This is a genomic window from Cellulomonas avistercoris (assembly GCF_014836445.1).
In the GTDB taxonomy this organism is placed as follows: Bacteria; Actinomycetota; Actinomycetes; order Actinomycetales; family Cellulomonadaceae; genus Cellulomonas; species Cellulomonas avistercoris.
Genome location: NZ_JACSQV010000005.1, coordinates 167,638 through 187,476, shown reverse-complemented (window position 1 = coordinate 187,476; position 19,839 = coordinate 167,638). Strand labels below are relative to the sequence as shown.

Sequence of the window (19,839 nt, the reverse complement as noted above, 5' to 3'; positions counted from 1 at the left end):
ATGCCCGCCCCCCGCACGCCGCGTCGTGCGCTCGTGCGTGCCGCCACGTTCGGCGCGGCGGTCGTGCTGCCGGTGATCGCCCTGGCCGTGGCGGTGCGCGGCGGCTGGGACGCCGTCGTGCGGTTCGACGAGGAGACGGTGCGTGCCGCCACGGACGTGACGCGCGCGTCACGTCCGCTGCGCTCGTTGCTGGTCACGTGGCAGGAGGTCTTCTCCGCGCGGTGGATCGACCTGCTGCTCGTGCCGGCGGTCTGCCTCTGGGCGTGGCGCCGGCACGGGCTGCGCGACCGGGCCGTGTGGGCTGCCGGCACGGTGGCCGTCGGCTGGGTGCTGCAGATCACCGCCAAGGCGCTCGTGCAGCGCGCGCGGCCGGTCATCGAGGACGCCGTCGCGCACGCCCCGGGCTGGAGCTTCCCGTCCGGTCACGCCGCCAACACCACCGTCGTCGCCGTGGCCCTCACGGTGCTCGTGCGGCCCCTGCTCGGCCCGGTGGGGCGCGTGCTGGTCCCGGTGGCCGCCGGTGCGCTCGTCGTGCTCACCGCGGCCGACCGCGTCCTGCTGGGCGTGCACTACCCGTCCGACGTCCTGGCCGGGATCCTGCTCGGCCTCGCGATCGCCGGGGCGTCCTACGTCGGCTGGCGTCGCGACGCGCCGGACGACCCAGCGCCCGCGGCGCCCGACGACCCGCACCCCGCAGCACCCCCGACCCCTGATCCCCCGACCCCCTGACCGACGGAGGACGCGTGCACGCCTTCTGGCACCGCTACGAGATCGACGACCGCCGACCCTCGCCGCAGCAGGCGCGTCACGACCTGGTCCGCAGGGTGCTGCTGCCCGCGGGCCTCCTGTGGTGCCTCGTCGTGGGCCTGGGGCTGCTGATCACCGGACCGCTGGGCGGCCTGCCGGCCGAGGCGCGCGTCAACGAGTCGTTCGTGGCGTGGCGCACGCCGGCGCTCGACTCCGTGACGACGGTGCTGTCCGCGATCGGTCAGACGGAGTTCCTCATCGGCGCGTGCGTCGTGGCGATGGCGGTCGCGTGGTGGCGCACGCGGCAGTGGTGGTTCGCGGTCGTGCCGGGCCTCGCGGTGGCCGTCCAGGCCGCGATCTTCCTCACGTCGGCGCTCGTCGTCGGGCGCGAGCGCCCGCAGGTCGAGCACCTCGACCACGCCCCGCCGACCTCGAGCTTCCCCAGCGGCCACACGGGTGCGGCCACGGCCTTCTACCTCACGCTCGCCTTCGCGGCGCAGCGCATCGAGCAGCCCGTGGTGCGCTGGGCGGCCACGGTGCTGTGCGTGCTCGTGCCCGTGGCCGTCGGCGTGGCACGGACCTACCGCGGCATGCACGCGACGACCGACGTCGTCGTGGGCTTCCTCAACGGCGCCACGTGCGCCGTGCTGGCGTGGAACCACGTCCGGCGGCGCACGCCGGCCCGGTGAGGCGGCCCGGTGAGCCGGCCGGTCGGTGGCGCGCCGCGGCGCGGCTACCGTGGTGACGTGGCCCTCTTCTCCCGGCGGCACCGCCTGCCCGAAGCCCTGCGACGCGCGCTCGACCTGCACGGCGACGCGATCCTCGCGACCGCCCCCCTCGACGACGGGCGGTGGGCGGTCACGACGCGCCGCGCGCTGCACGTCGTCGGTGACGGCGGTGCCGTGCGCACGCCGTGGGCCGACGTGGACCGCGGCTCGCTCGACGACCAGACCCGCACGCTCACCGTCCACTGGGTCAGCGGGGCCCGCACGGAGCTCGTCCTCGCCACGGACGACCACGCGTGGGACCTCGTCCAGTCGTTCCGCGAGCGCGTGCAGCAGTCGGTGGTCCACGTGGAGCACGTCACGGTCCCCGGCGTGCGCACGTCCGTGCGGGTCGCGCTGCGCCGAGACGAGCGCGGCGACCTGTTCACGCAGGTCATCGGCGACGGGACCGTGGACCTCACGGACCCCGCCGCCGCACGGCTCGTCGCCGACGCGGAGGCACGCGTGCGCGCCGAGGCCGGGCTGGCGCCGTGACGTCGGCCGGCCGGACGGCCTGCGGACCGGTGACGTGTCGCCAGGCACCCCCGGGAGGCTGCTAAGGTTTTGCCGCACGATCCCCCGTAGCTCAATTGGCAGAGCATTCGACTGTTAATCGAAGGGTTACTGGTTCGAGTCCAGTCGGGGGAGCAGTCCAACGAGGCCTCCGCCCCGCGTCCGAGCGGGTCGGGGGCCTTCGTGCTGTCCGGACGCCCTGGTCAGGGCACGGGTGTGCGCGGCGGCAGACGGTGCAGCTCGACGTCCCGCACCGCGCCGTCGTGCAGCGTGAACGTCAGGTACGTGCACGCGGGCTGCCGGCGGCGGTCGGTCGGCGAACCGGGGTTGAGCAGCCGCAGGCCGCCCGGGGTCACCGTGTCCCACGGGAAGTGGCTGTGCCCGAAGACGAGCAGGTCCAGGTCGGCGTGACGTTCGTCGCAGCGCCGCTCGCGCCCGCTCGCCGCGCCCGTCTCGTGCACGACGCCGAGCCGCACCCCCGCCACGACCGCCCGGGCCACCTCCGGGACGCGGGACGCGAGGGCGGGCGGGTCGTTGTTGCCGTGGCAGGCCAGCAGCCGGGTCGCGCGCTCCTCGAACCGGTCGAGCAGGTCGGTCGTGACCCAGTCCCCCGCGTGCACGACGAGGTCCGCGGCGTCGATCGCGTCCCACACGACCGCCGGCAGGTCACGGGCGCGGGCCGGGACGTGGGTGTCGGCGACCGCGACGACACGGACGGGGCCGGCCCCGCTCACGTGCGTCTCACGGGCGTCGGAACGCGCGCCGGTCGACCCCGTCGGGCCGGGGCCGCAGCGCGGCACGGCACCGGGGGCACACGTGCTGCACGGCGTCGGCGTGGGGTCCGGACTCGGGCAGGGCCTCGTGCCACGCGACGTGCGGGAGACGCGCGAGGGACGAGCGGCTCAGCGCGAGCCCGCAGACGGTCTGGTTCTTGCCCGGCACCCAGGCGTGCACGTCACCGGCGGGCCGACGGATGCCCTCGGGGTCCGTCCACGTGCTCGACGCGGCCACGTTGGCGGCGGTGAGACGTTGCGGCACGTGGCGTCCTCCCCTCTTCGCCGCGGCGCGGCGACGGCGCGTCCAGCCTGGCACGCGACGCGGGACCCCACCACGCGACGGCGCCCCGCGCACGTCTCGCCGCCCCCGGGCCCCGGGTCTACGTTGACCTCATGGTCCGGCTGCTGCTGCGCGCGCTGATCTTCCTCGGCTCCGCCGCGCTCGGCCTGCTCGCCGCGGCCGCCCTGGTGGACCGGGTCACGGTGACCGCGTCCGGCTTCGTCGTGACGGTCGTGGTGTTCGCCCTCGCCCAGTCGCTGCTGGCGCCCGTCGTCCTGCGGCTCAGCAGCAGGTACGCGCCGGCGCTCCTCGGCGGCATCGGCCTGGTGTCGACGTTCGTGGCGCTGCTGCTCGCCCACCTCCTCACCGGCGGTCTGCGCATCAGCGGCGTCACGGCGTGGGTGCTCGCGACGGTCGTCGTGTGGGTCGTGACGGCGCTCGCGACGTTCCTGCTCCCCCGGGTCCTGCTGCGCGAGAAGCACACCGGGCGCACCGCGGCACGGCGCGCCCCGGACTGACCGTCGACGGCGCCGCCCGAGCGTGCCCAGCAACGCGAGAACAACGCCCTGACCTGCACGGACGCAGCGCCCGACGGAGGGGCTGGACGAACGTCCTCGTGAGCCTCACACTTGCCTCATCCCGCTCGCCCCGGGACCCTCTCCCCGCCTCACCCCTGCTTCGCCATGCCCTCGTCCGCCGGCCCACCGACGTCGTCGTCCGGCCCGCGGACGAGTCGTCGACCCCGCGTCCCCCGCAGGTGCTCGTCGCGTCACCGCCCCCCGTCACCACCCGTCGTCCGGCCCGTCCTGGCCGGGGAAGGATGCGTCGTCCGTGCTGCGCTCCGTGGCTGCCCACCTCTCGCTCGACGTCCACGCGCCGCTCGAGCTGCTGCTCGCCGTGGCCGTCGCGGAGGGGCCGTTCGAACGCACCGAGCTGCTGCTCGCGCGCACCGACGACGACCCGCTCGACGTGCTGGAGATCAAGACGCCGCACGGCGGACGCATGCACCGGATCCTCGCGCCGGCGGGCCGTGTCGTCGTGGACTACCAGGCGACCGTGACCGGGCAGGCCGCCCCGCCCCCGGTCGAGGACGTCGACCTCGTGGAGTACCGCCGCCCCAGCCGGTACGCCGACTCCGACCGCCTGCTGGCGTTCGCGCGCGACCAGTTCCGCGGCCTGACGGGTGCCGACCTCCTCGACGCCGTCGTGTCCTGGGTGGGCAAGCACGTCACGTACCTGCCCGGCGGCAGCCTGCCGACGGACGGCGCGACCGACACCCTGCTCAAGCGGCGCGGCGTGTGCCGCGACTTCGCGCACCTCGTCGTGGCGCTGCTGCGGGCCTGCGACGTGCCCGCGCGCCTGGCGTCGGCCTACGCGCCCGGGCTCAAGCCGATGGACTTCCACGCCGTGGCCGAGGCGTACGTCGACGGCGCCTGGTACGTCGTCGACGCCACGGGCCTGGCGCCGCGCGCGTCGCTCCTGCGCATCGCCACCGGGCGCGACGCGACCGACACCGCGTTCCTGTCGTACTACGGCGGGAGCCTGCGGCTGCGGTCCATGACCGTCACGGCCGTCAGCGACACGCGGGCACCGGACGACGGCACCGGGCTGGTCGCGCTGCGCTGACCCGGCGGGTCAGGCGGGCCGCAGCGTGCGGCGCTGGGCCTCGAGCTCGAGGAGCTCGCCCAGGAGGCTGCGCTGCTCCACGGGGTCGGCGTCGGCACCGAGCCGCTGCAGGCGCCCGCGGACGTCGGCGACCCGGCGCGTGAGGCCGACGTCGACCAGCCGCATCACCACGCCCCGCACGTAGGCCGGCAGCGCGTCGGGACGGTCCTCGGGCAGCGGCGCGACCGCCAGCTCCGTGAGCAGCCCACGCACGGGCTCGGCGGCCGCCTCGATCACGGCACCGACCCAGGCGGACTCACCGCCCTGCGCGACGACCTCTGCCGCGGTCGTGAGCCCCCCGGCCGCGCGCACGGCCTCGTGCACCGCGCGGTACGCCGGTGCGGTGCACGCGTCGGGCGCGAGCGCGTCGAACTCGGGCGGCACGAGCGTCGGGTGCTGCAGCACGACCTCCAACGCCGTGCGCTCGACCTGCGCGACGGGGTCGCGCCGGTCGGGCGCGGACATGCGCGGCATCGGCGAGGGCATCGTCGCGTCGTCGCCCGGCGCGGGGCGCCGCACGCCGTCGCGGTCGCCGGGACGGGAGGTCGGCCGCGACCCGCGACGCGCGGCGTCGGCGACCGTGCGACGCACGCCTGCGACGTCGTCCATGCCGAGCCACCCGGCCAGGAGCCGCTCGTACTCGGGCCGCAGCGCCGAGTCGCGGATCCCGGCGACCACGGGTGCGGTGGCGCGCAGCGCACCGACGCGCCCCTCGGCCGTCGTCAGGTCGTGCGCCGCGAGCGTCGAGCGGATGACGAACTCGAACAGGGGCTGCCGCGACGCCACGAGGGCCCGGACGGCGTCGGGACCGCGCTCCTGGCGCAGCTCGCACGGGTCCATGCCCGAGGGCTCGACGGCCACGAACGTCTGGGCGTTGAACGCCTGGTCCTCACCGAACGCGCGCAGCGCCGCCTTCTGCCCCGCCGCGTCGCCGTCGAACGTGAAGACGATCGCACCGCCCACCGACGACCCGCCCGCCAGCTGGACGCCGCCCGCTCCCCCGCTGTCGCCGACCAGCCGGCGCACGATCCGCGCGTGCTCCGGGCCGAAGGCCGTGCCGCAGGTCGCCACCGCGGTCCGCACGCCGGACAGGTGCATCGCCATGACGTCGGTGTAGCCCTCGACCACGACCACCTGCTTCTCGCGGGAGATCTCCCGCTTGGCGAGGTCGATGCCGTAGAGCACGTGCGACTTGCGGTACAGCGGCGTCTCGGGGGTGTTGAGGTACTTGGGCCCGTTGTCGTCGTCGAGCAGCCGGCGCGCGCCGAAGCCGACCGTCTCACCCGTGACCTCACGGATCGGCCAGACCAGGCGCCCGCGGAACCGGTCGTAGATGCCGCGCGCGCCCTGGCTCACGAGCCCGGACGCCGTCAGCTCGGCCTCGGTGAAGCCGCGCCCGCGCAGGTGCCGCAGCAGCGTGTCCCAGCCCTGGGGGGCGAAGCCGACGCCGAAGTCGTCGGCCGCGGACCGGTCGAACCCGCGCTCGGCGAGGAACGCGCGCGCCACCGCCGCCTCCGGCGAGACGAGCTGCTCGCGGAAGAACTCCTCGCTGATGCGGTGCGCGTCCAGCAGGCGCCGACGCCTGCCGGGCTCCTCGCCGGGCCGCGAGGGTCCGCCGCCCTCCTCGTACCGCAGCTGCATGCCCGCGCGCGACGCGAGGTACTCGACGGCGTCCGTGAAGCCCAGGCCGTCGACCTTCTGCACGAACGCGATGACGTCGCCGCCCTCGCCGCACCCGAAGCAGTGGTACCGGCCCACCTGCGGCCGGACGTGGAACGACGGCGAGCGCTCGTCGTGGAAGGGGCACAGCCCCTTCAGCGAGCCGACGCCCGCGGGCCGCAGCGCGACGTGCGCACCGACGACCTCCTCGATGCGGACGCGCTCGCGGACGGCCTCCACGTCCTCCCGCAGAATCCGTCCGGCCACGGGCGTGAGTCTAGGCGTCCGCGCGCCGGTCCCGGGGCGCGTCGGCGCCCCGCCGCAGGTCGGCGGCCCGCATGATGTCGAATGTCACTCCGGCCGCGCGTCATGGGGGTGACGGGTGGCCGACGCCCGCGAGGCACGAGGAGGACGACGTGGAGTACATGCTCTTCATCTGCACCGACCCCGACGGCGAGGAGGCCGCGCCCAGGGACCTGACGATCGAGCAGTGGGGCGCCGACGTGGACGCGCGCGGTGCGTGGAAGCACGGCGACCGGCTGCGGCCGGTCGAGGCCGCGACGACCGTGCGGCGGCGCGGTGACGAGGTCGTCCTGACGGACGGGCCGTTCGCCGAGACGCGCGAGCAGATCGCGGGCTACGACGTCATCGAGGCGCCCGACCTCGACGCGGCGGTCGCGATCGCCGCGGCGCACCCCATGGCGCGCGCCGGCCGGGTCGAGGTGCGACCCGTCTGGCCGCTGGACGCGGGCGACTGACGGCCCTGCCACGGCGCCGCCGGGTCAGTGGCGCGGCGGGTGGACGAGCCGCGTGTGGGCGACGACCGCCGAGACGTCGGTGAGGGAGGCGACCTGGTTGACGCCGCCGCGCCGGCGGGGCGCCCGGGGCCGCGCGCCAGTCGACCGCGAACGGCGGTTCGAGGGCGTCCGCACCGCGGTCGGCCAGCACCTCGACGAGGTCCGTGAGGATCTCGCGCTGGCGCTGGTAGAGCGGCTCGAGCTCGCGCGGGGCCATGACGTACGCGACGGCCAGGCCCTTGAGGACGAGGATCTCGGCGAGCGTCTCGTGCGGGACGACGAGCTCGGCCGCGTACCGCGTCAGGGGCCCGTCGCCGTAGCGCGCCCGCGTCGCCTGCTGCGCGGCCTTGGCGAACCGGCCGATGAGCTGGCTGGTGGCGTCCTTGAGCACCGCGAGGGCCCGGCGCGACCCGTCGAACCCACGCTCCCACAGCCGCGCGGCCACGAGGCGGTCCATCGCGGCGGACAGCTCGTCGGCGGTCACCTGCGCGCCGTACCAGGTGTCCACGGCCTCGACGACGCGCGCGCGCTCGTCGGGACGGGTGAGCACGCCGAGGTCGAGGCGCCCGCCGACCACGGCGTCCTCGACGTCGTGCACCGAGTACGAGATGTCGTCGGCGAGGTCCATGACCTGCGACTCGAGGCACTTGCGACCGTCGGGCGCCTCCGCCCGCAGCCAGGTGAAGACCGGCAGGTCGTCCTCGTACACGCCGAACTTGTGCGTGGGCCGTCCGCTGGCAGGGCTGATCGGCCCCTGCCCGTACCGCCACGGGTACTTCACGGAGGCGTCGAGGCTCGCGCGCGTGAGGTTCAGACCCACCGAGGTCCCGTCCGGCGCGACGACCTTGGGGTCGAGGCGCGTCAGCAGGCGCAGGGTCTGCGCGTTGCCCTCGAACCCCCCGATGCCCCGCGCGAGCTCCGCGAGCGCACGCTCGCCGTTGTGCCCGAACGGCGGGTGCCCGAGGTCGTGCGCCAGGCACGCGGTGTCGACGACGTCGGGGTCGCAGCCCAGCGCCTTGCCGAGCTCCCGGCCCACCTGCGCGACCTCGAGCGTGTGCGTCAGCCGTGTGCGCACGAAGTCGTCCGACGACGGCCCGAGCACCTGCGTCTTGGCGCCGAGGCGGCGCAGGGCCGAGGAGTGCACGATGCGCGCGCGGTCGCGCTCGAACGGGGTGCGCTCGCGCGACTTCTCGCCCTCGGCGACCCAGCGCTCCCGGTCGGCGTCGGCGTACCCGTCGACGTCGGGCGCGATGTGGTCGAGTGCGGTCACGTCCCCAGGGTAGAGCGGGACGGCCGTGCCCTGCTCACGCCCTCGCTCACCCCTTGACGGCGCCGGCCGTGAGCCCGCCCACGATGTACTTCTGCAGGAACAGGAAGAGCACCAGCACCGGCAGCGCCGAGATCACGGCGCCCGCGGCGAAGAGCCCCCAGTTCGCCTCGAGCAGCGCCGAGACCCAGCCGTACAGGCCGACCGCGACGGTCCAGTTGCGCTCGGACTGCAGCACGAGCCGGGCGATGATGAACTCGCCGAACGTGCTGATGAACGACAGCAGCGCGACGACCGCCAGGATCGGCGTGACGAGCCGCAGGATGATCGTCCAGTAGGTCTGGGCGTGCGTGGCGCCGTCGATCTTGGCGGCCTCGTCGAGCTCGCGCGGGATGGTGTTGAAGAACCCGTACATGAGGAACGTGTTCACGCCCAGGGCGCCGCCGAGGTACACGGCGATGAGCGCGAGCTTGCTGTTCAGCCCCAGGGCCGGCACGACGTTGCCCAGCGCGATCAGCAGCAGGAAGACGGCCACGAACGCGAGCATCTGCGGGAACATCTGGATGATGAGCAGCGAGGTCAGGCCCACCCGGCGCCCCGTGAACCGGAACCGCGAGAAGGCGTACGCCGCGGCCGCGCCCATGAGGACCGTCCCGACGCCCGTCGCGATCGCGATCTGCAGCGAGTTGCCCAGCCACGTCCAGAAGAGCGTGCCGCCGAGCGCCTCGTAGTTCGAGGTGCTCACCTGCGCGAACAGCTGGTTGGAGCCGGTCAGCGTGCCCCCCTCGGACAGCGACGCCGAGATCACGTAGACGATCGGGAACAGCGCGTAGACGACCGCGACGACGCCCACGAGGTGGCGCCAGCCGAGCTCGGCGAGCCACCGCCGGCGGGGCATGCGGTGCTCGTCGGGCCCGGGCGCGGTGCTGGACGAGGCGGTGACGTCGGTGGTGACCATGTCAGCTGATCTCCTCGAACTGCTTGGTCCGCTTGAACGTGATCGCCGAGATCGTCGCGACGATGAGGAAGATGACGATCGACAGCGCGCTGGCCAGGCCGTAGTTCTTGGCCGCGGTGCCGTCCAGGCCGGACACGGAGTACACCATCGAGATGAGGATGTCGGTGTGGCCGAGCGGCACGGACGCGTCGGCGAAGCGCGGACCGCCGCCCGTCAGCATGTAGATGAGCGTGAAGTTGTTGAAGTTGAAGGCGAACGACGAGATGAGCAGCGGTGACGTCGCGACCAGCAGCAGCGGCAGCGTCACCGAGCGCCAGGTGCGCCACGCGCTGGCACCGTCGACCTTCGCCGCCTCGAGCACGTCGCCGGGCAGGGACTGCAGCGCGCCCGTGCAGATGAGGAACATGTACGGGAAGCCCAGCCACAGGTTGACCCCGAGCACCGAGAGCTTGGCCAGCCACGGGTCCGTCAGCCAGGGCACGGCGGCACCGCCGAGCAGCACCTGGTTGATGAACCCGTACGAGCGGTTGAGCATGCCGGACCACAGCAGCGCCGCGAGGAAGCCGGGGATCGCGTACGGGAAGATCAGCAGCGTGCGGTAGATCTTGCGGCCCCGCACGCGCGTGTCGTTGAAGGTGATGGCCAGGAACAGGCCGAGCAGGAACGTCGAGACCACGGACAGGATCGCGAACGCGAAGGTCCACACGAGGATCTTGACGAAGGGCTGGGCGTACCGCTCGTCCCCGAACGCGGTGCGGAAGTTGTCGAGGCCCACCATGACGCGCCAGCCGACGTTCAGACGCTGACCGTCGTCGGAGCGGAAGGACCCGTCGGACGTCGCCTCGTAGACGGTGCCCGTCGTGACGTCCGTCATGGTGTCGGCCTCGGGGTCCCACTGCAGGGTGGGTGTGGCGAGGAAGCCCGTGCGGGCGTCCTGCGTGCGCACCCAGCCGTCGTTCGGGTCGTCCGACACCGGCACCCGCAGGCTCGTGACCTCCGACTGCCGGCGCAGGATGTCCTGGCGGCTCAGCACGGTCGCGCCGGGGACCTCGGTGACGCGGTCGTCGTCGACGGTCGCGTCGGGCACCTCGCTCAGCGGGTCGTCGGCCGTCCCGACCATCGCCTCGCCGTCCTCGACGATCGCGAACCCGAGCGCCCCACCGCGGTCGACGACGGTCAGCGGGTACGTCGGCGAGCCCTCGACGCGGCGCTCGTTCTGCAGCAGCAGCGCCTCGACGGCCTGCTCCTTGGTGGAGTTGTGACCGTCGCCGTAGTTGGTGAACGCGACCCAGCCGGTGTAGCCGACCACGTAGACCTGGTAGACGAGCAGGAAGGCCAGGCCGGGCAGGATGTACTTCAGCGGCAGCGTGCGCTTCGAGAAGTAGACCCAGTCCGCGACGACGACGAGCGCGACCATCGACGCGAGGATGCCCATGTGGCCCTCGCGCCACGCGGCGAGGACGCCGAAGACGCCGAGCGCGTTGACGACCGCCATGAGCGCGATCTTGACGAGCGTCCCGGGACGGACGGGACCGCGCGCGGGACGGTCACGATCGCGCGCGGAAAGACCCCGGGGCCCGGACGTGCCGCCCGTGGTCCCCGTGGGGTCCGTGGCGTCGCCGGTGAGGGTGGGCTGACTGGGCATCGCGCGCCTTCCGTGCGGTCGGTCGGCGCGTCGGCGCCGGGAAGGTCGCCCGCCGGACGCAGGGGCGACCGGCGAGCGGGCGGTCGCACCGCGGGCGGACCCGCGGTGCGACCGGTGCGGGTCAGGACCCGATCGCACCCTGGATGTCGGCGATCATCTTGTCCCAGGCCGCGACGGGCTCGGCCGCGCCCGAGATGATGTTCGCCTCGGTGACGCCCCAGAAGGCCCAGACGGAGCCCATCTCCGGGATGGACGGCATCGGGAGCGACTCCTCGCCGACGGCCAGGAAGCCGGCGGTGATGGGGTCGGACGAGGCCTCCTCGGCTGCCGACGCCAGCGCCGGCGGCCGGTTGCCGGCCTCGTAGAGGGCGAGCTGCGCCTCGTCCGTCGCGATGTAGTTCACGAGGAAGTCGTTGGCGAGCAGCGCGTTGTCGCTCTGCGCCGAGACGTAGAAGCCCTGCACGCCGACGAACGGCAGCGCCGGCTGGCCGCCCGCGGACGGGACCGGGTCGATCGAGAGCTCGAGGGCCTCGAACTGGTCGACCATCCAGGGCCCGCCGATGATGAAGGGCGCCTCGCCGTTCTTGAACGCCTCGACCGCGATGTCGTACGTGACGTCGGTCGAGAGCACGCCGGACGCGCCCTGCGCCTGCAGCCAGGTCGCGAACGCCTGGCCCGGTGCGCCACCCATGGTGAGGTCCGAGGTGTAGGACCCGTCCTGGTTCTGGGCGAAGACCTCGGCCCCGAACGACGTCTGCAGCGGGTAGTAGGTGTACGGGTCGCCCTCGGGCGTCGTCTGGATGAGGACCTGGTACTGCGTACCGGCGGCCTGACCTGCTGCCACCGCCTGGTCCCAGGTCGCCGGCGCCTCGGCCGCGAGCGCGGTGTTGCGGATGAGGGCCACGTTCTCGATCGCGTACGGCAGGCCGTAGACCTGCCCGTCCTGCGTGAACGCCTCGACCGCCACGTCGATGAAGTCCTCGGTCTTGTCACCGAGCTCGATGGGCGCGACGACCCCGTTGCTCGTGAGCTCGCCGAGCCAGTCGTGCGCACCGACCGTGATGTCGGGACCCTCGCCGGTCGGGACCTGGGCGAGGAAGTCCGTGCGGATGTCCTCGAAGTTCTTCAGCACGAGCTCGACGTCCACGTCGTTCTCGTCCTCGAACGCCTGGGCCGCCACCTCGACGGCCGCCTGGCGGGTCTCGTCGACCCAGACCACGAGGCTGTCCTCGGAGCCACCCGACGCGGGCGCGGAGCTGGCGTCGCCTGATGTGTCGTCACTGTTCGCGCCGCACGCCGTGAGGGCCAGCGCAAGGCCGAGCGTCACCGCAGCGGCCGGGATGCCTCGTCGCATCGTTCGTCTCCTGTTGTCGATCGTCGTGGCAGACGTCCGCGTGGTGCGTCATCGGCCCGTGCTCGTGACGTTAGGTGCGTTGCGACCCTCCCCGCAAATCGTTACGGTAACTTTCAGGCAACAGTTGCAGTCGAACGACGCACGTCATCCGTGCGGGGACGAGGAGGTCCGGTGGCCCGGACTACGCTGCCGTCTGTGCGCACACGACTGACGGACCTGGCCGAGCAGGCCGGGGTGAGCACCGCGACCGTGTCGCGCGTGCTCAACGGCAAGCCGGGCGTCTCCGCCCAGGCGCGCCAGGCCGTCCTGACCGCTCTCGACATGCTCGGCTACGAGCGTCCGGAGAAGCTGCGCATGCGGTCCGCGGGGCTCGTCGGCCTGGTCGTCCCCGAGCTCACCAACCCCGTCTTCCCGGCGTTCGCGCAGGTCATCGAGACCATGCTGAGCGACCGCGGGTACACGCCGCTGCTGTGCACGCAGTCCCCCGGCGGCACCACCGAGGACCAGTACGTCGAGCTCCTCATGGACCACGGCGTCGACGGCATCGTCTTCGTGTCGGGCCTGCACGCCGACACGACGGCGAGCAAGGACCGGTACCACCGCCTGCGCGGCCGCGGCGTGCCGATCGTGCTGGTCAACGGCTACGCCGAGGGCGTCGACGCTCCCGCGGTGTCGACGGACGACACCGCGGCGATGGATCAGGCGCTGCGCCACCTGTACTCCCTCGGCCACCGCGCGATCGGGCTGGCCATCGGTCCCACGCGGTTCGTCCCCTCGCAGCGTAAGCGCGACGCGTTCGCCTCGCTCATCGAGAAGCACCAGGGCGTCACCGACCCGGACGCGCACGTCGTCTCGACGCTCTTCACGGTCGAGGGCGGCCACGCGGCCGCCGCCGAGCTCATCCGCTCGGGGCACACCGCCGTGGTCTGCGGCTCCGACCTCATGGCGCTCGGCGCCGTGCGCGCCGCACGCTCCCTCGGCCTGCGCGTGCCCGAGGACGTCTCGGTCGTGGGCTTCGACGACTCCCCGCTCATCGCGTTCACCGACCCGCCGCTCACCACCGTGCGCCAGCCCGTCTCCGCGATGGGCCACGCCGCCGTCTCCGCGCTCGTCGCCGAGATCGCCGGCACGCCGGCCGCGCGCGCCGAGCTGCTGTTCCACCCCGAGCTGGTCGTGCGCGGCTCGACCGGCAGCGCGCACGTCACCGCGCCCGCGCGCGTCAGCGCCCCCGCCGTCTCCTGATCCTCCGCCCGGCACGTCCGCGGGCCCCCGCGCGCCTTGCGCGCGCCCCTGTCCCCCCGCACCCGCACACCCCGAAGGAAGGCTCACCGTGAGCACCGAGGCCCTCCCCACCGCGTTCCTCGCCCACCGCGCCGACACTGCGTCGAGCTGGTGGCGCCACGCCGTCATCTACCAGGTGTACCCCCGTTCGTTCGCCGACGCCTCCGGCGACGGCATCGGGGACCTGCCGGGCGTCACCGCGCACCTGGACCACCTCGTCGAGCTGGGCGTGGACGCCGTGTGGCTCTCGCCCTTCTACCGCTCGCCGCAGGCGGACGCCGGCTACGACGTCGCCGACTACCGCGACGTGGACCCCCTGTTCGGCGAGCTGGCCGACGCGGACGCCCTCATCGCCCGCGCGCACCAGCTCGGGCTGCGCGTCATCATCGACCTGGTGCCCAACCACACGTCCGACGAGCACGCGTGGTTCCAGGCCGCGCTGGCCGCCGCACCCGGCTCGCCGGAGCGCGCGCGCTACCACTTCCGCGACGGGCGGGGCGAGCACGGCGAGCTGCCGCCGAACAACTGGCAGTCGATCTTCGGCGGGCCCGCGTGGACCCGGACGACGGACCCCGACGGCACCCCCGGGCAGTGGTACCTGCACCTGTTCGACAGCAAGCAGCCCGACCTGGACTGGGACCACCCCCAGGTGCGCGCCGAGTTCGAGGACGTCCTGCGGTTCTGGCTCGACCGCGGCGTGGACGGCTTCCGCGTCGACGTCGCGCACGGCATGGTCAAGGCTCCCGGCCTGCCCGACTGGGAGGGTCACGTCGCGATGATCGACGGCACCGACGGGGCCGACGACGTGGACGCCGTCGACGGGTCGGGCAACCACGGGCCGATGTTCGACCAGGAGGGCGTGCACGAGATCTACCGCGCGTGGCGCCGCGTGCTCGACACCTACGAGGGTGACCGCGCCATGGTCACCGAGGCGTGGGTCGAGCCGTTGAGCCGGCTCGCGCGCTACGTGCGCCCGGACGAGGCCCACCAGTCCTTCAACTTCGCGTTCCTCGCGGCGGGCTGGCACGCCCCCGCGCTGCGGCGCGTCATCACGGCGTCCTACGCCGCCAACGACCGCGTCGGCGCACCCACCACGTGGGTGCTGTCCAACCACGACGTGGTGCGCCACGCGTCGCGCCTGGGCCTGTCGGACCCGACGCACCGCCCCAACGGCATCGGGCACGGCGACGAGCAGCCCGACGCGGCCCTCGGCCTGCGCCGCGCGCGCGCCGCCACGCTGCTCATGCTCGGTCTGCCCGGCTCGGCCTACCTGTACCAGGGCGAGGAGCTCGGCCTGCCCGACCACACCGCCCTGGACGACGACCTGCGCGAGGACCCCGCGTTCTTCCGCACCGGCGGCGCCGAGCGCGGCCGCGACGGCTGCCGCGTGCCGCTGCCGTGGTCCGGCGACGCCCCGGGCTTCGGGTTCTCGCCGACCGGCGCGACGTGGCTGCCGCAGCCCGCCGCGTGGGCCGACCTCGCCGTCGACCGGCAGCGGGGACGCGCGGGCTCGACGTACGAGATGTACCGCGCGGCGCTGCGGATCCGCCGCGAGGAGCAGCTGGGGTCCGGCGGGCTCCGGTGGCTCGAGGAGCCCACGGGCGAGGACGTGCTCGCGTACCGCAACGGCGACGTGGTCGTCGTCGCCCACCTGGGCGACGCCGCCGTCCCGCTGCCCGCGGACGCGACCGTGCTCCTCGCGTCCGCCGCGGACCTCGACGGCGTGCTGCCTGCCGGCACGACCGTGTGGCTGCGCGCGTCCTGACAGACCCTCGTCCGCCGTCGGGGGCCCGGTCGCGCACCGCGACCGGGCCGCCGGCGTGTCACGCCAGCGTCGCCTCCACCGCGTGGTCGACGACCCGGGGCAGCCCGCCCTCGAGCGCCCACGCGCGCTGCTCGTCCGCGCCCGTTCCCCGCTGCCACAGGCCCGCGACGAGCTCCTGCACCATCGGCAGGTCCCCGCTGTCGGTCAGCGCCGGACGCAGGTGGTCCAGCAGCGCGGCCACCGCGTCGCGGGCCGGCACGGGCTTCATCGTCGGGGGCACCAGCAGGTCGCCCGCGAGGCCGCTGCGGCCGGCGCGCCAGGTCGCGGCGCGCAGCGGCTCGACGCGCGTGAGCACGGGCCGCACACCCTGCGTCGCCTGCCGTGCCGCCGTCTCGACGAGCCCGCGCGCGAGCGCCGCGACGAGCACGGCGTCGTCGGCCCGCAGGCACACGTCCGCGACCCGGATCTCGACCGTGGGGTACCGCGGCGAGAGGCGGGCGTCGAAGTAGATCATCGCGGGGTCGAGCGCCGCTCCCGTCGCGACCAGCCCGGCGACCGTGTCCCGGTACGCCTGGGCCGACCCGAACGGCGCGGTCGGGCCCGCCGTCGGCCACCGGTTCCACAGCTGCGAGCGGATCGAGGCGTACCCCGTGTCCTCGCCGCGCCAGTAGGGCGAGTTCGCGCTCAGCGCGAGCAGCACCGGCAACCAGGGGCCGATGCCGTCGAGCACCGCCACGCCCTCGTCGTCGTCCGCCACGGACACGTGCACGTGGCACCCGCTCGTGAGCTGCTCGCGGACGGTCAGCGCGTAGGTCTGCGCCATCGCCTCGTAGCGCGCGCCCCGGGACAGCGTCGTGGGGCCCGGCACGGGCGACGTGGCGACGGCGACGAGGCGCCCGCCGGCCTGCTGCGCGGCGCCCGCCGCACGACGGCGCCCCGCACGCACCTCAGCGGCGAGCTCGGACAGGTCCACGCACGGGTGCGTGCCGGTCTCGATCTGCTGCTCCTGGAGCTCGTGCTCGAGACCCCCGCCCGGCTCCCCCTCGTCGGCGGGCTCACCGCCGCCCCGCTCGTACGCGCGTACCGCCGCGTCGGCCACACCGGTCGGGACGCCCTCGGCGTCCACCAGCAGGTACTCCTCCTCCACACCCATGGTTCGCACGCGCAGAAGTCTGCAGTGCGACGGCCGGACGCGCCCGTCGAGGACGCGTGACGGCGATCCGTCGTCAGCCGCCCGAGACCGAGAGCTCCGCCTCGTGCAGGTCGCGGCGGAAGTCCTCGGACAGCTCGCGGGAGTCCAGCCAGCCGTACGGCAGGATCGGGCGCTTGGGCGACCCTGCGCGCCCCCGCGGACCCTCGGATGCCTCACCCGGGTACGGCTGGTCGAGGTCCAGCTGTCCCAGCAGGTCGTCGAGCTGCGCGAGCGACGACACCAGACCCAGCTGCGCGCGCAGCTCGCCCCCGACCACGTACCCCTTGAAGTACCAGGCCATGTGCTTGCGCATCTCGCGCAGCGCCTTGTCCTCGTCGCCGAAGTGGTCGACCATCAGCTCGGCGTGACGCCGCACGACGCCCGCGACCTCCCGCAGGCCGGGCCGGATCCGCTCGTCCGACCCCGCGAAGGCCGCTGCCAGGTCGGCGAAGAGCCAGGGCCGCCCCTGGCAGCCGCGCCCGACGACCACGCCGTCGCAGCCGGTGTGCGCGACCATCGCCAGCGCGTCCTCGGCCGACCAGATGTCGCCGTTGCCGAGCACGGGGATGTCGGTCACGGCCGCCTTGAGCGTCGCGATCGCGTCCCAGTCGGCCGTGCCGGAGTAGTAGTCGGCCGCGGTGCGTCCGTGCAGGGCCACGGCGGCGACGCCCGCGTCCTGCGCGGTGAGCCCGGCCTCGACGTACGTGAGGTGGTCCTCGTCGATGCCCTTGCGCATCTTGACGGTCACCGGCACGCCCGCCGGCCGTGCCGCGTCGACCGCGGCCCGGACGATCGACGCGAACAGGTCCCGCTTCCAGGGCAGCACCGCTCCCCCGCCGCGCCGGGTGACCTTGGGCACGGGGCAGCCGAAGTTGAGGTCGACGTGGTCGGCGCGGTCCTCCTCGACGAGCAGCCGCACGGCGGCTCCGACGGTCGCGGGGTCGACGCCGTAGACCTGGACGGAGCGCGGCACCTCGTCCGGCTCGAACGAGATGATCCGGAAGGACTCCGGGCTGCGCTCGACGAGCGCGCGGGAGGTGAGCATCTCGGCGACGTAGAGCCCGGCGCCGGACTCCCGGCACAGCCGGCGGAAGGCGGCGTTCGTCACCCCGGCCATCGGGGCGAGCACGACCGGCGTGTCGACGGTGATGGGACCGATGCGCAGGGGCGGCAGGACCGCGGAGGTCGTCCGCGGGCTCTCGTGCGGCGTCGTGGTCGTCTCGGGCACCGCCCCATTGTCCACCGGCTCAGCCAGGACCGTCGCCCGCGGCCGACGACCCGTGTGCGAGACGGTCGAGACCGTCGAGGACGAGGTCGAGACCGAACTCGAACTCGGTCTGGTCGTCGCACCACCCGAGCGTCGTGGCGTCGTCGTGCGCGACCTCGGCGAGCATGGCGGCGAGGTGCGGCACCAGTTCGGCCATCCCGGCGAGGGCGTCGGCGCCCTGCTGGTCACCGGCGTCGGGCTCGGCGATCTCGGGGCTGAACCCGAACATCCGGCTGCCCAGCGCGTGCAGCCCGTGGTGCACGAGGTCGTACGACAGGCCGCCGGCACGCATGAGGCCGACGACGGCGTCGACGTGCCGCGCGGCGCCCAGGGTCATGACGCTGCGCGCCGCCATGACGTCGGGCGCCCACGGGTGACGCAGCATGACCGTGCGCGCGGCGACGAGCCGGGCACGCACCGCCGCCCGCCACCCGCCGTCCCCGGGCGGCACCGCGCTCGCGTCGGCCGCCGCGGCCAGCTCGTCGAGCACGAGCTCGACGGCGCCGTCGAGGATGCCCCCCTTGCCGCGCACGTGGTGGTACAGCGACATGGCCTCGACGCCGAGCTCGTCCGCGAGCCGTCGCATCGTCAGGGCCTCGACGCCCGCGGCGTCGGCGATGTCGACGGCGCGGCGCAGCACGCGCTCACGCGTCAGCCGCGGACGCGACGCGCCGGCGACGGGAGCCTCGACCACGCCACCACCTTCTCACCGTCCCGGCCGACCGTTGACGCGCCGCACCGTCGGATGCGACCCTTACAACGTAAACCTTACGCCGTAAGGCCCGACCTCGGAGGCGACCGTGCCGACCACGCCCCACCGCAGCGACCCCACGGCCCCGACCGCCTCCGGCGTCGGCCACCGCATGCGCGCCGCGGTGCACGAGCGCTACGGCGGGCCCGAGGTCGTCCGCCTCGCCGACGTCCCGGTGCCCGCACTCGGCCCCGGTGACCTGCTCGTGCGCGCGTACGCCTCGGACGTGAGCGTCGCGGACCACCGGCTGCGCGCGCGGGACCTGCCCCGCGGCATGGGCGCGCTCGCCGGTCCCGTCGTCGGCTTCCGTCGCCCGCGTCGGCAGGTGCTCGGCATGGAGGTCGCCGGCGTCGTCGCCGCCACCGGCCCCCGGGTGACGGGTTTCCGCCCCGGCGACCGCGTCGTCGCGGCGACGGGGTCCGGGTTCGGCGGCCACGCCGAGCTCGTGCGGGTGCCCGCGTCCGGCGTCGTCGCGCACGTCCCCGACGCCCTGCGGCTCGACGAGGCCGTCGCGCTCGTCTTCGGCGGGCTCACGGCTCACAAGTTCCTGCGCCGCGCCGACGTGCGGCCCGGCGTCGAGGTGCTCGTCAACGGCGCGTCGGGCGCCGTCGGGACGATGGTCGTCCAGCTCGCCGCCGCCCGCGGTGCGCGCGTCACCGCCGTGTGCAGCGCACCGAACGCCGACCTCGTGCGCTCGCTCGGGGCCACCGACGTCGTCGACCACCTCACGCAGGACGTCACGGCGCTCGGACGGCGCGTCGACGTCGTCGTCGACTGCGTCGGCACGCTGCCCGTCTCCCGAGCCCGCCGGGTGCTGCGACGTGGCGGCACGCTGCTGCTCGTCGTCGCCGACCTGGCCGGCACCCTCGGGACGCCGTTCGCCCGGCTCCGCGGCGTCCGCGCCGTCACGGGCGACCTGCCGACGTCGGCCGCCGACCTCGCCGAGATCCTCGGGCTGGCGGCCGAGGGCGTCGTGCGGCCGGTCGTCGACCGCACCTACGCGTTCGAGGACGTCGTCGAGGCCCACCGCTACGTCGACACCGGTCGCAAGCGCGGCACGGTGGTGCTGCGGATCCGTGCCGAGGAGCAGTCCTGACGGGACACCTGCCCCGGGAGTACGGCCGCGGGGGGGGGGGGGGGGGGGGGGGGGGGGGGGGG

General features: G+C 74.4%; 18 protein-coding genes, 1 tRNA gene and 1 pseudogene. 10 read left to right on the top strand and 10 right to left on the bottom strand.

Features of this window, described 5'->3' with window-relative positions; translation table 11 throughout:
- From H9657_RS07805 to H9657_RS07790, 4 genes are all read left to right on the top strand, one after another.
- On the top strand, positions 1-729 hold the full coding sequence (locus tag H9657_RS07805) for a phosphatase PAP2 family protein (RefSeq protein WP_191782077.1): 729 nt from the start codon (positions 1-3) through the stop codon (positions 727-729).
- Between the two features lie 14 nt (positions 730-743).
- Positions 744-1,436 carry a phosphatase PAP2 family protein gene (locus H9657_RS07800; RefSeq protein ID WP_191782075.1) on the top strand — a complete coding sequence of 231 codons (693 nt, stop codon included), beginning with the start codon at positions 744-746 and terminating at the stop codon, positions 1,434-1,436.
- Positions 1,437-1,493: 57 nt separating this feature from the next.
- Positions 1,494-2,006 (top strand): hypothetical protein, encoded by a 513-nt coding sequence (locus H9657_RS07795; RefSeq protein WP_191782073.1) that lies wholly within the window; start codon positions 1,494-1,496, stop codon positions 2,004-2,006.
- A gap of 80 nt (positions 2,007-2,086) precedes the next feature.
- A tRNA-Asn gene (locus H9657_RS07790) sits at positions 2,087-2,159 on the top strand.
- A 68-nt stretch (positions 2,160-2,227) separates the two neighbouring features.
- Here H9657_RS07790 and H9657_RS07785 read toward each other — a convergent pair.
- Both H9657_RS07785 and H9657_RS07780 read right to left on the bottom strand, forming a co-directional pair.
- Entirely contained in the window at positions 2,228-2,758 is a 531-nt protein-coding gene (locus H9657_RS07785; RefSeq protein WP_191782071.1) for a metallophosphoesterase family protein, read from the bottom strand.
- A gap of 7 nt (positions 2,759-2,765) precedes the next feature.
- Entirely contained in the window at positions 2,766-3,062 is a 297-nt protein-coding gene (locus H9657_RS07780) for a hypothetical protein (RefSeq protein WP_191782069.1), read from the bottom strand.
- Positions 3,063-3,193: 131 nt separating this feature from the next.
- Here H9657_RS07780 and H9657_RS07775 point away from each other — a divergent pair, with 131 nt between their 5' ends.
- Both H9657_RS07775 and H9657_RS07770 read left to right on the top strand, forming a co-directional pair.
- On the top strand, positions 3,194-3,598 hold the full coding sequence (locus H9657_RS07775) for a phage holin family protein (RefSeq protein WP_191782067.1): 405 nt from the start codon (positions 3,194-3,196) through the stop codon (positions 3,596-3,598).
- Positions 3,599-3,911: 313 nt separating this feature from the next.
- Positions 3,912-4,706 (top strand): transglutaminase-like domain-containing protein, encoded by a 795-nt coding sequence (locus H9657_RS07770; protein ID WP_191782065.1) that lies wholly within the window; start codon positions 3,912-3,914, stop codon positions 4,704-4,706.
- A 9-nt stretch (positions 4,707-4,715) separates the two neighbouring features.
- On the opposite strand, the gene dnaG is transcribed toward H9657_RS07770, so the two are convergent.
- The gene (dnaG, locus tag H9657_RS07765) at positions 4,716-6,671 is read right to left on the bottom strand and encodes a DNA primase (protein ID WP_191782063.1); all 1,956 of its coding nucleotides are present in this window, start codon (positions 6,669-6,671) and stop codon (positions 4,716-4,718) included.
- Positions 6,672-6,829: 158 nt separating this feature from the next.
- Here dnaG and H9657_RS07760 point away from each other — a divergent pair, with 158 nt between their 5' ends.
- The gene (locus H9657_RS07760; RefSeq protein ID WP_225214931.1) at positions 6,830-7,162 is read left to right on the top strand and encodes a YciI family protein; all 333 of its coding nucleotides are present in this window, start codon (positions 6,830-6,832) and stop codon (positions 7,160-7,162) included.
- Positions 7,163-7,186: 24 nt separating this feature from the next.
- Here H9657_RS07760 and H9657_RS07755 read toward each other — a convergent pair.
- The 4 genes and pseudogenes from H9657_RS07755 to H9657_RS07740 all read right to left on the bottom strand — a co-directional run bounded on the left by H9657_RS07755 (position 7,187) and on the right by H9657_RS07740 (position 12,425).
- A pseudogene (locus tag H9657_RS07755) lies at positions 7,187-8,471 on the bottom strand (deoxyguanosinetriphosphate triphosphohydrolase).
- 46 nt (positions 8,472-8,517) lie between these two features.
- Positions 8,518-9,426: a sugar ABC transporter permease gene (locus tag H9657_RS07750; protein WP_191782059.1), complete on the bottom strand. Its 909-nt coding sequence runs from the start codon at positions 9,424-9,426 to the stop codon at positions 8,518-8,520.
- A 1-nt stretch (position 9,427) separates the two neighbouring features.
- Positions 9,428-11,071: an ABC transporter permease subunit gene (locus H9657_RS07745; RefSeq protein ID WP_191782057.1), complete on the bottom strand. Its 1,644-nt coding sequence runs from the start codon at positions 11,069-11,071 to the stop codon at positions 9,428-9,430.
- Positions 11,072-11,192: 121 nt separating this feature from the next.
- The gene (locus H9657_RS07740; protein ID WP_191782054.1) at positions 11,193-12,425 is read right to left on the bottom strand and encodes a sugar ABC transporter substrate-binding protein; all 1,233 of its coding nucleotides are present in this window, start codon (positions 12,423-12,425) and stop codon (positions 11,193-11,195) included.
- A 195-nt stretch (positions 12,426-12,620) separates the two neighbouring features.
- Between H9657_RS07740 and H9657_RS07735 the strand changes: the two genes are divergently transcribed.
- Complete coding sequence (locus tag H9657_RS07735) at positions 12,621-13,667, top strand: LacI family DNA-binding transcriptional regulator (RefSeq protein WP_318241373.1); 1,047 nt, start codon at positions 12,621-12,623, stop codon at positions 13,665-13,667.
- Positions 13,668-13,755: 88 nt separating this feature from the next.
- Positions 13,756-15,471, top strand: coding sequence for a glycoside hydrolase family 13 protein (locus tag H9657_RS07730; protein ID WP_191782050.1), 1,716 nt, complete (start codon positions 13,756-13,758; stop codon positions 15,469-15,471).
- 58 nt (positions 15,472-15,529) lie between these two features.
- Here the strand turns inward: H9657_RS07730 and H9657_RS07725 are convergent, their stop codons facing one another.
- From H9657_RS07725 to H9657_RS07715, 3 genes are all read right to left on the bottom strand, one after another.
- Positions 15,530-16,624 (bottom strand): carboxylate-amine ligase, encoded by a 1,095-nt coding sequence (locus H9657_RS07725; RefSeq protein WP_191782198.1) that lies wholly within the window; start codon positions 16,622-16,624, stop codon positions 15,530-15,532.
- Between the two features lie 73 nt (positions 16,625-16,697).
- Positions 16,698-17,891: a tRNA dihydrouridine synthase DusB gene (dusB, locus tag H9657_RS07720; RefSeq protein ID WP_318241372.1), complete on the bottom strand. Its 1,194-nt coding sequence runs from the start codon at positions 17,889-17,891 to the stop codon at positions 16,698-16,700.
- 19 nt (positions 17,892-17,910) lie between these two features.
- Positions 17,911-18,624, bottom strand: coding sequence for a TetR/AcrR family transcriptional regulator (locus H9657_RS07715; RefSeq protein WP_318241370.1), 714 nt, complete (start codon positions 18,622-18,624; stop codon positions 17,911-17,913).
- Positions 18,625-18,730: 106 nt separating this feature from the next.
- On the opposite strand from H9657_RS07715, the gene H9657_RS07710 reads away from it, so the two are divergent.
- Positions 18,731-19,777 (top strand): NAD(P)-dependent alcohol dehydrogenase, encoded by a 1,047-nt coding sequence (locus H9657_RS07710; protein ID WP_318241369.1) that lies wholly within the window; start codon positions 18,731-18,733, stop codon positions 19,775-19,777.
- Positions 19,778-19,839: the final 62 nt, after the last annotated feature.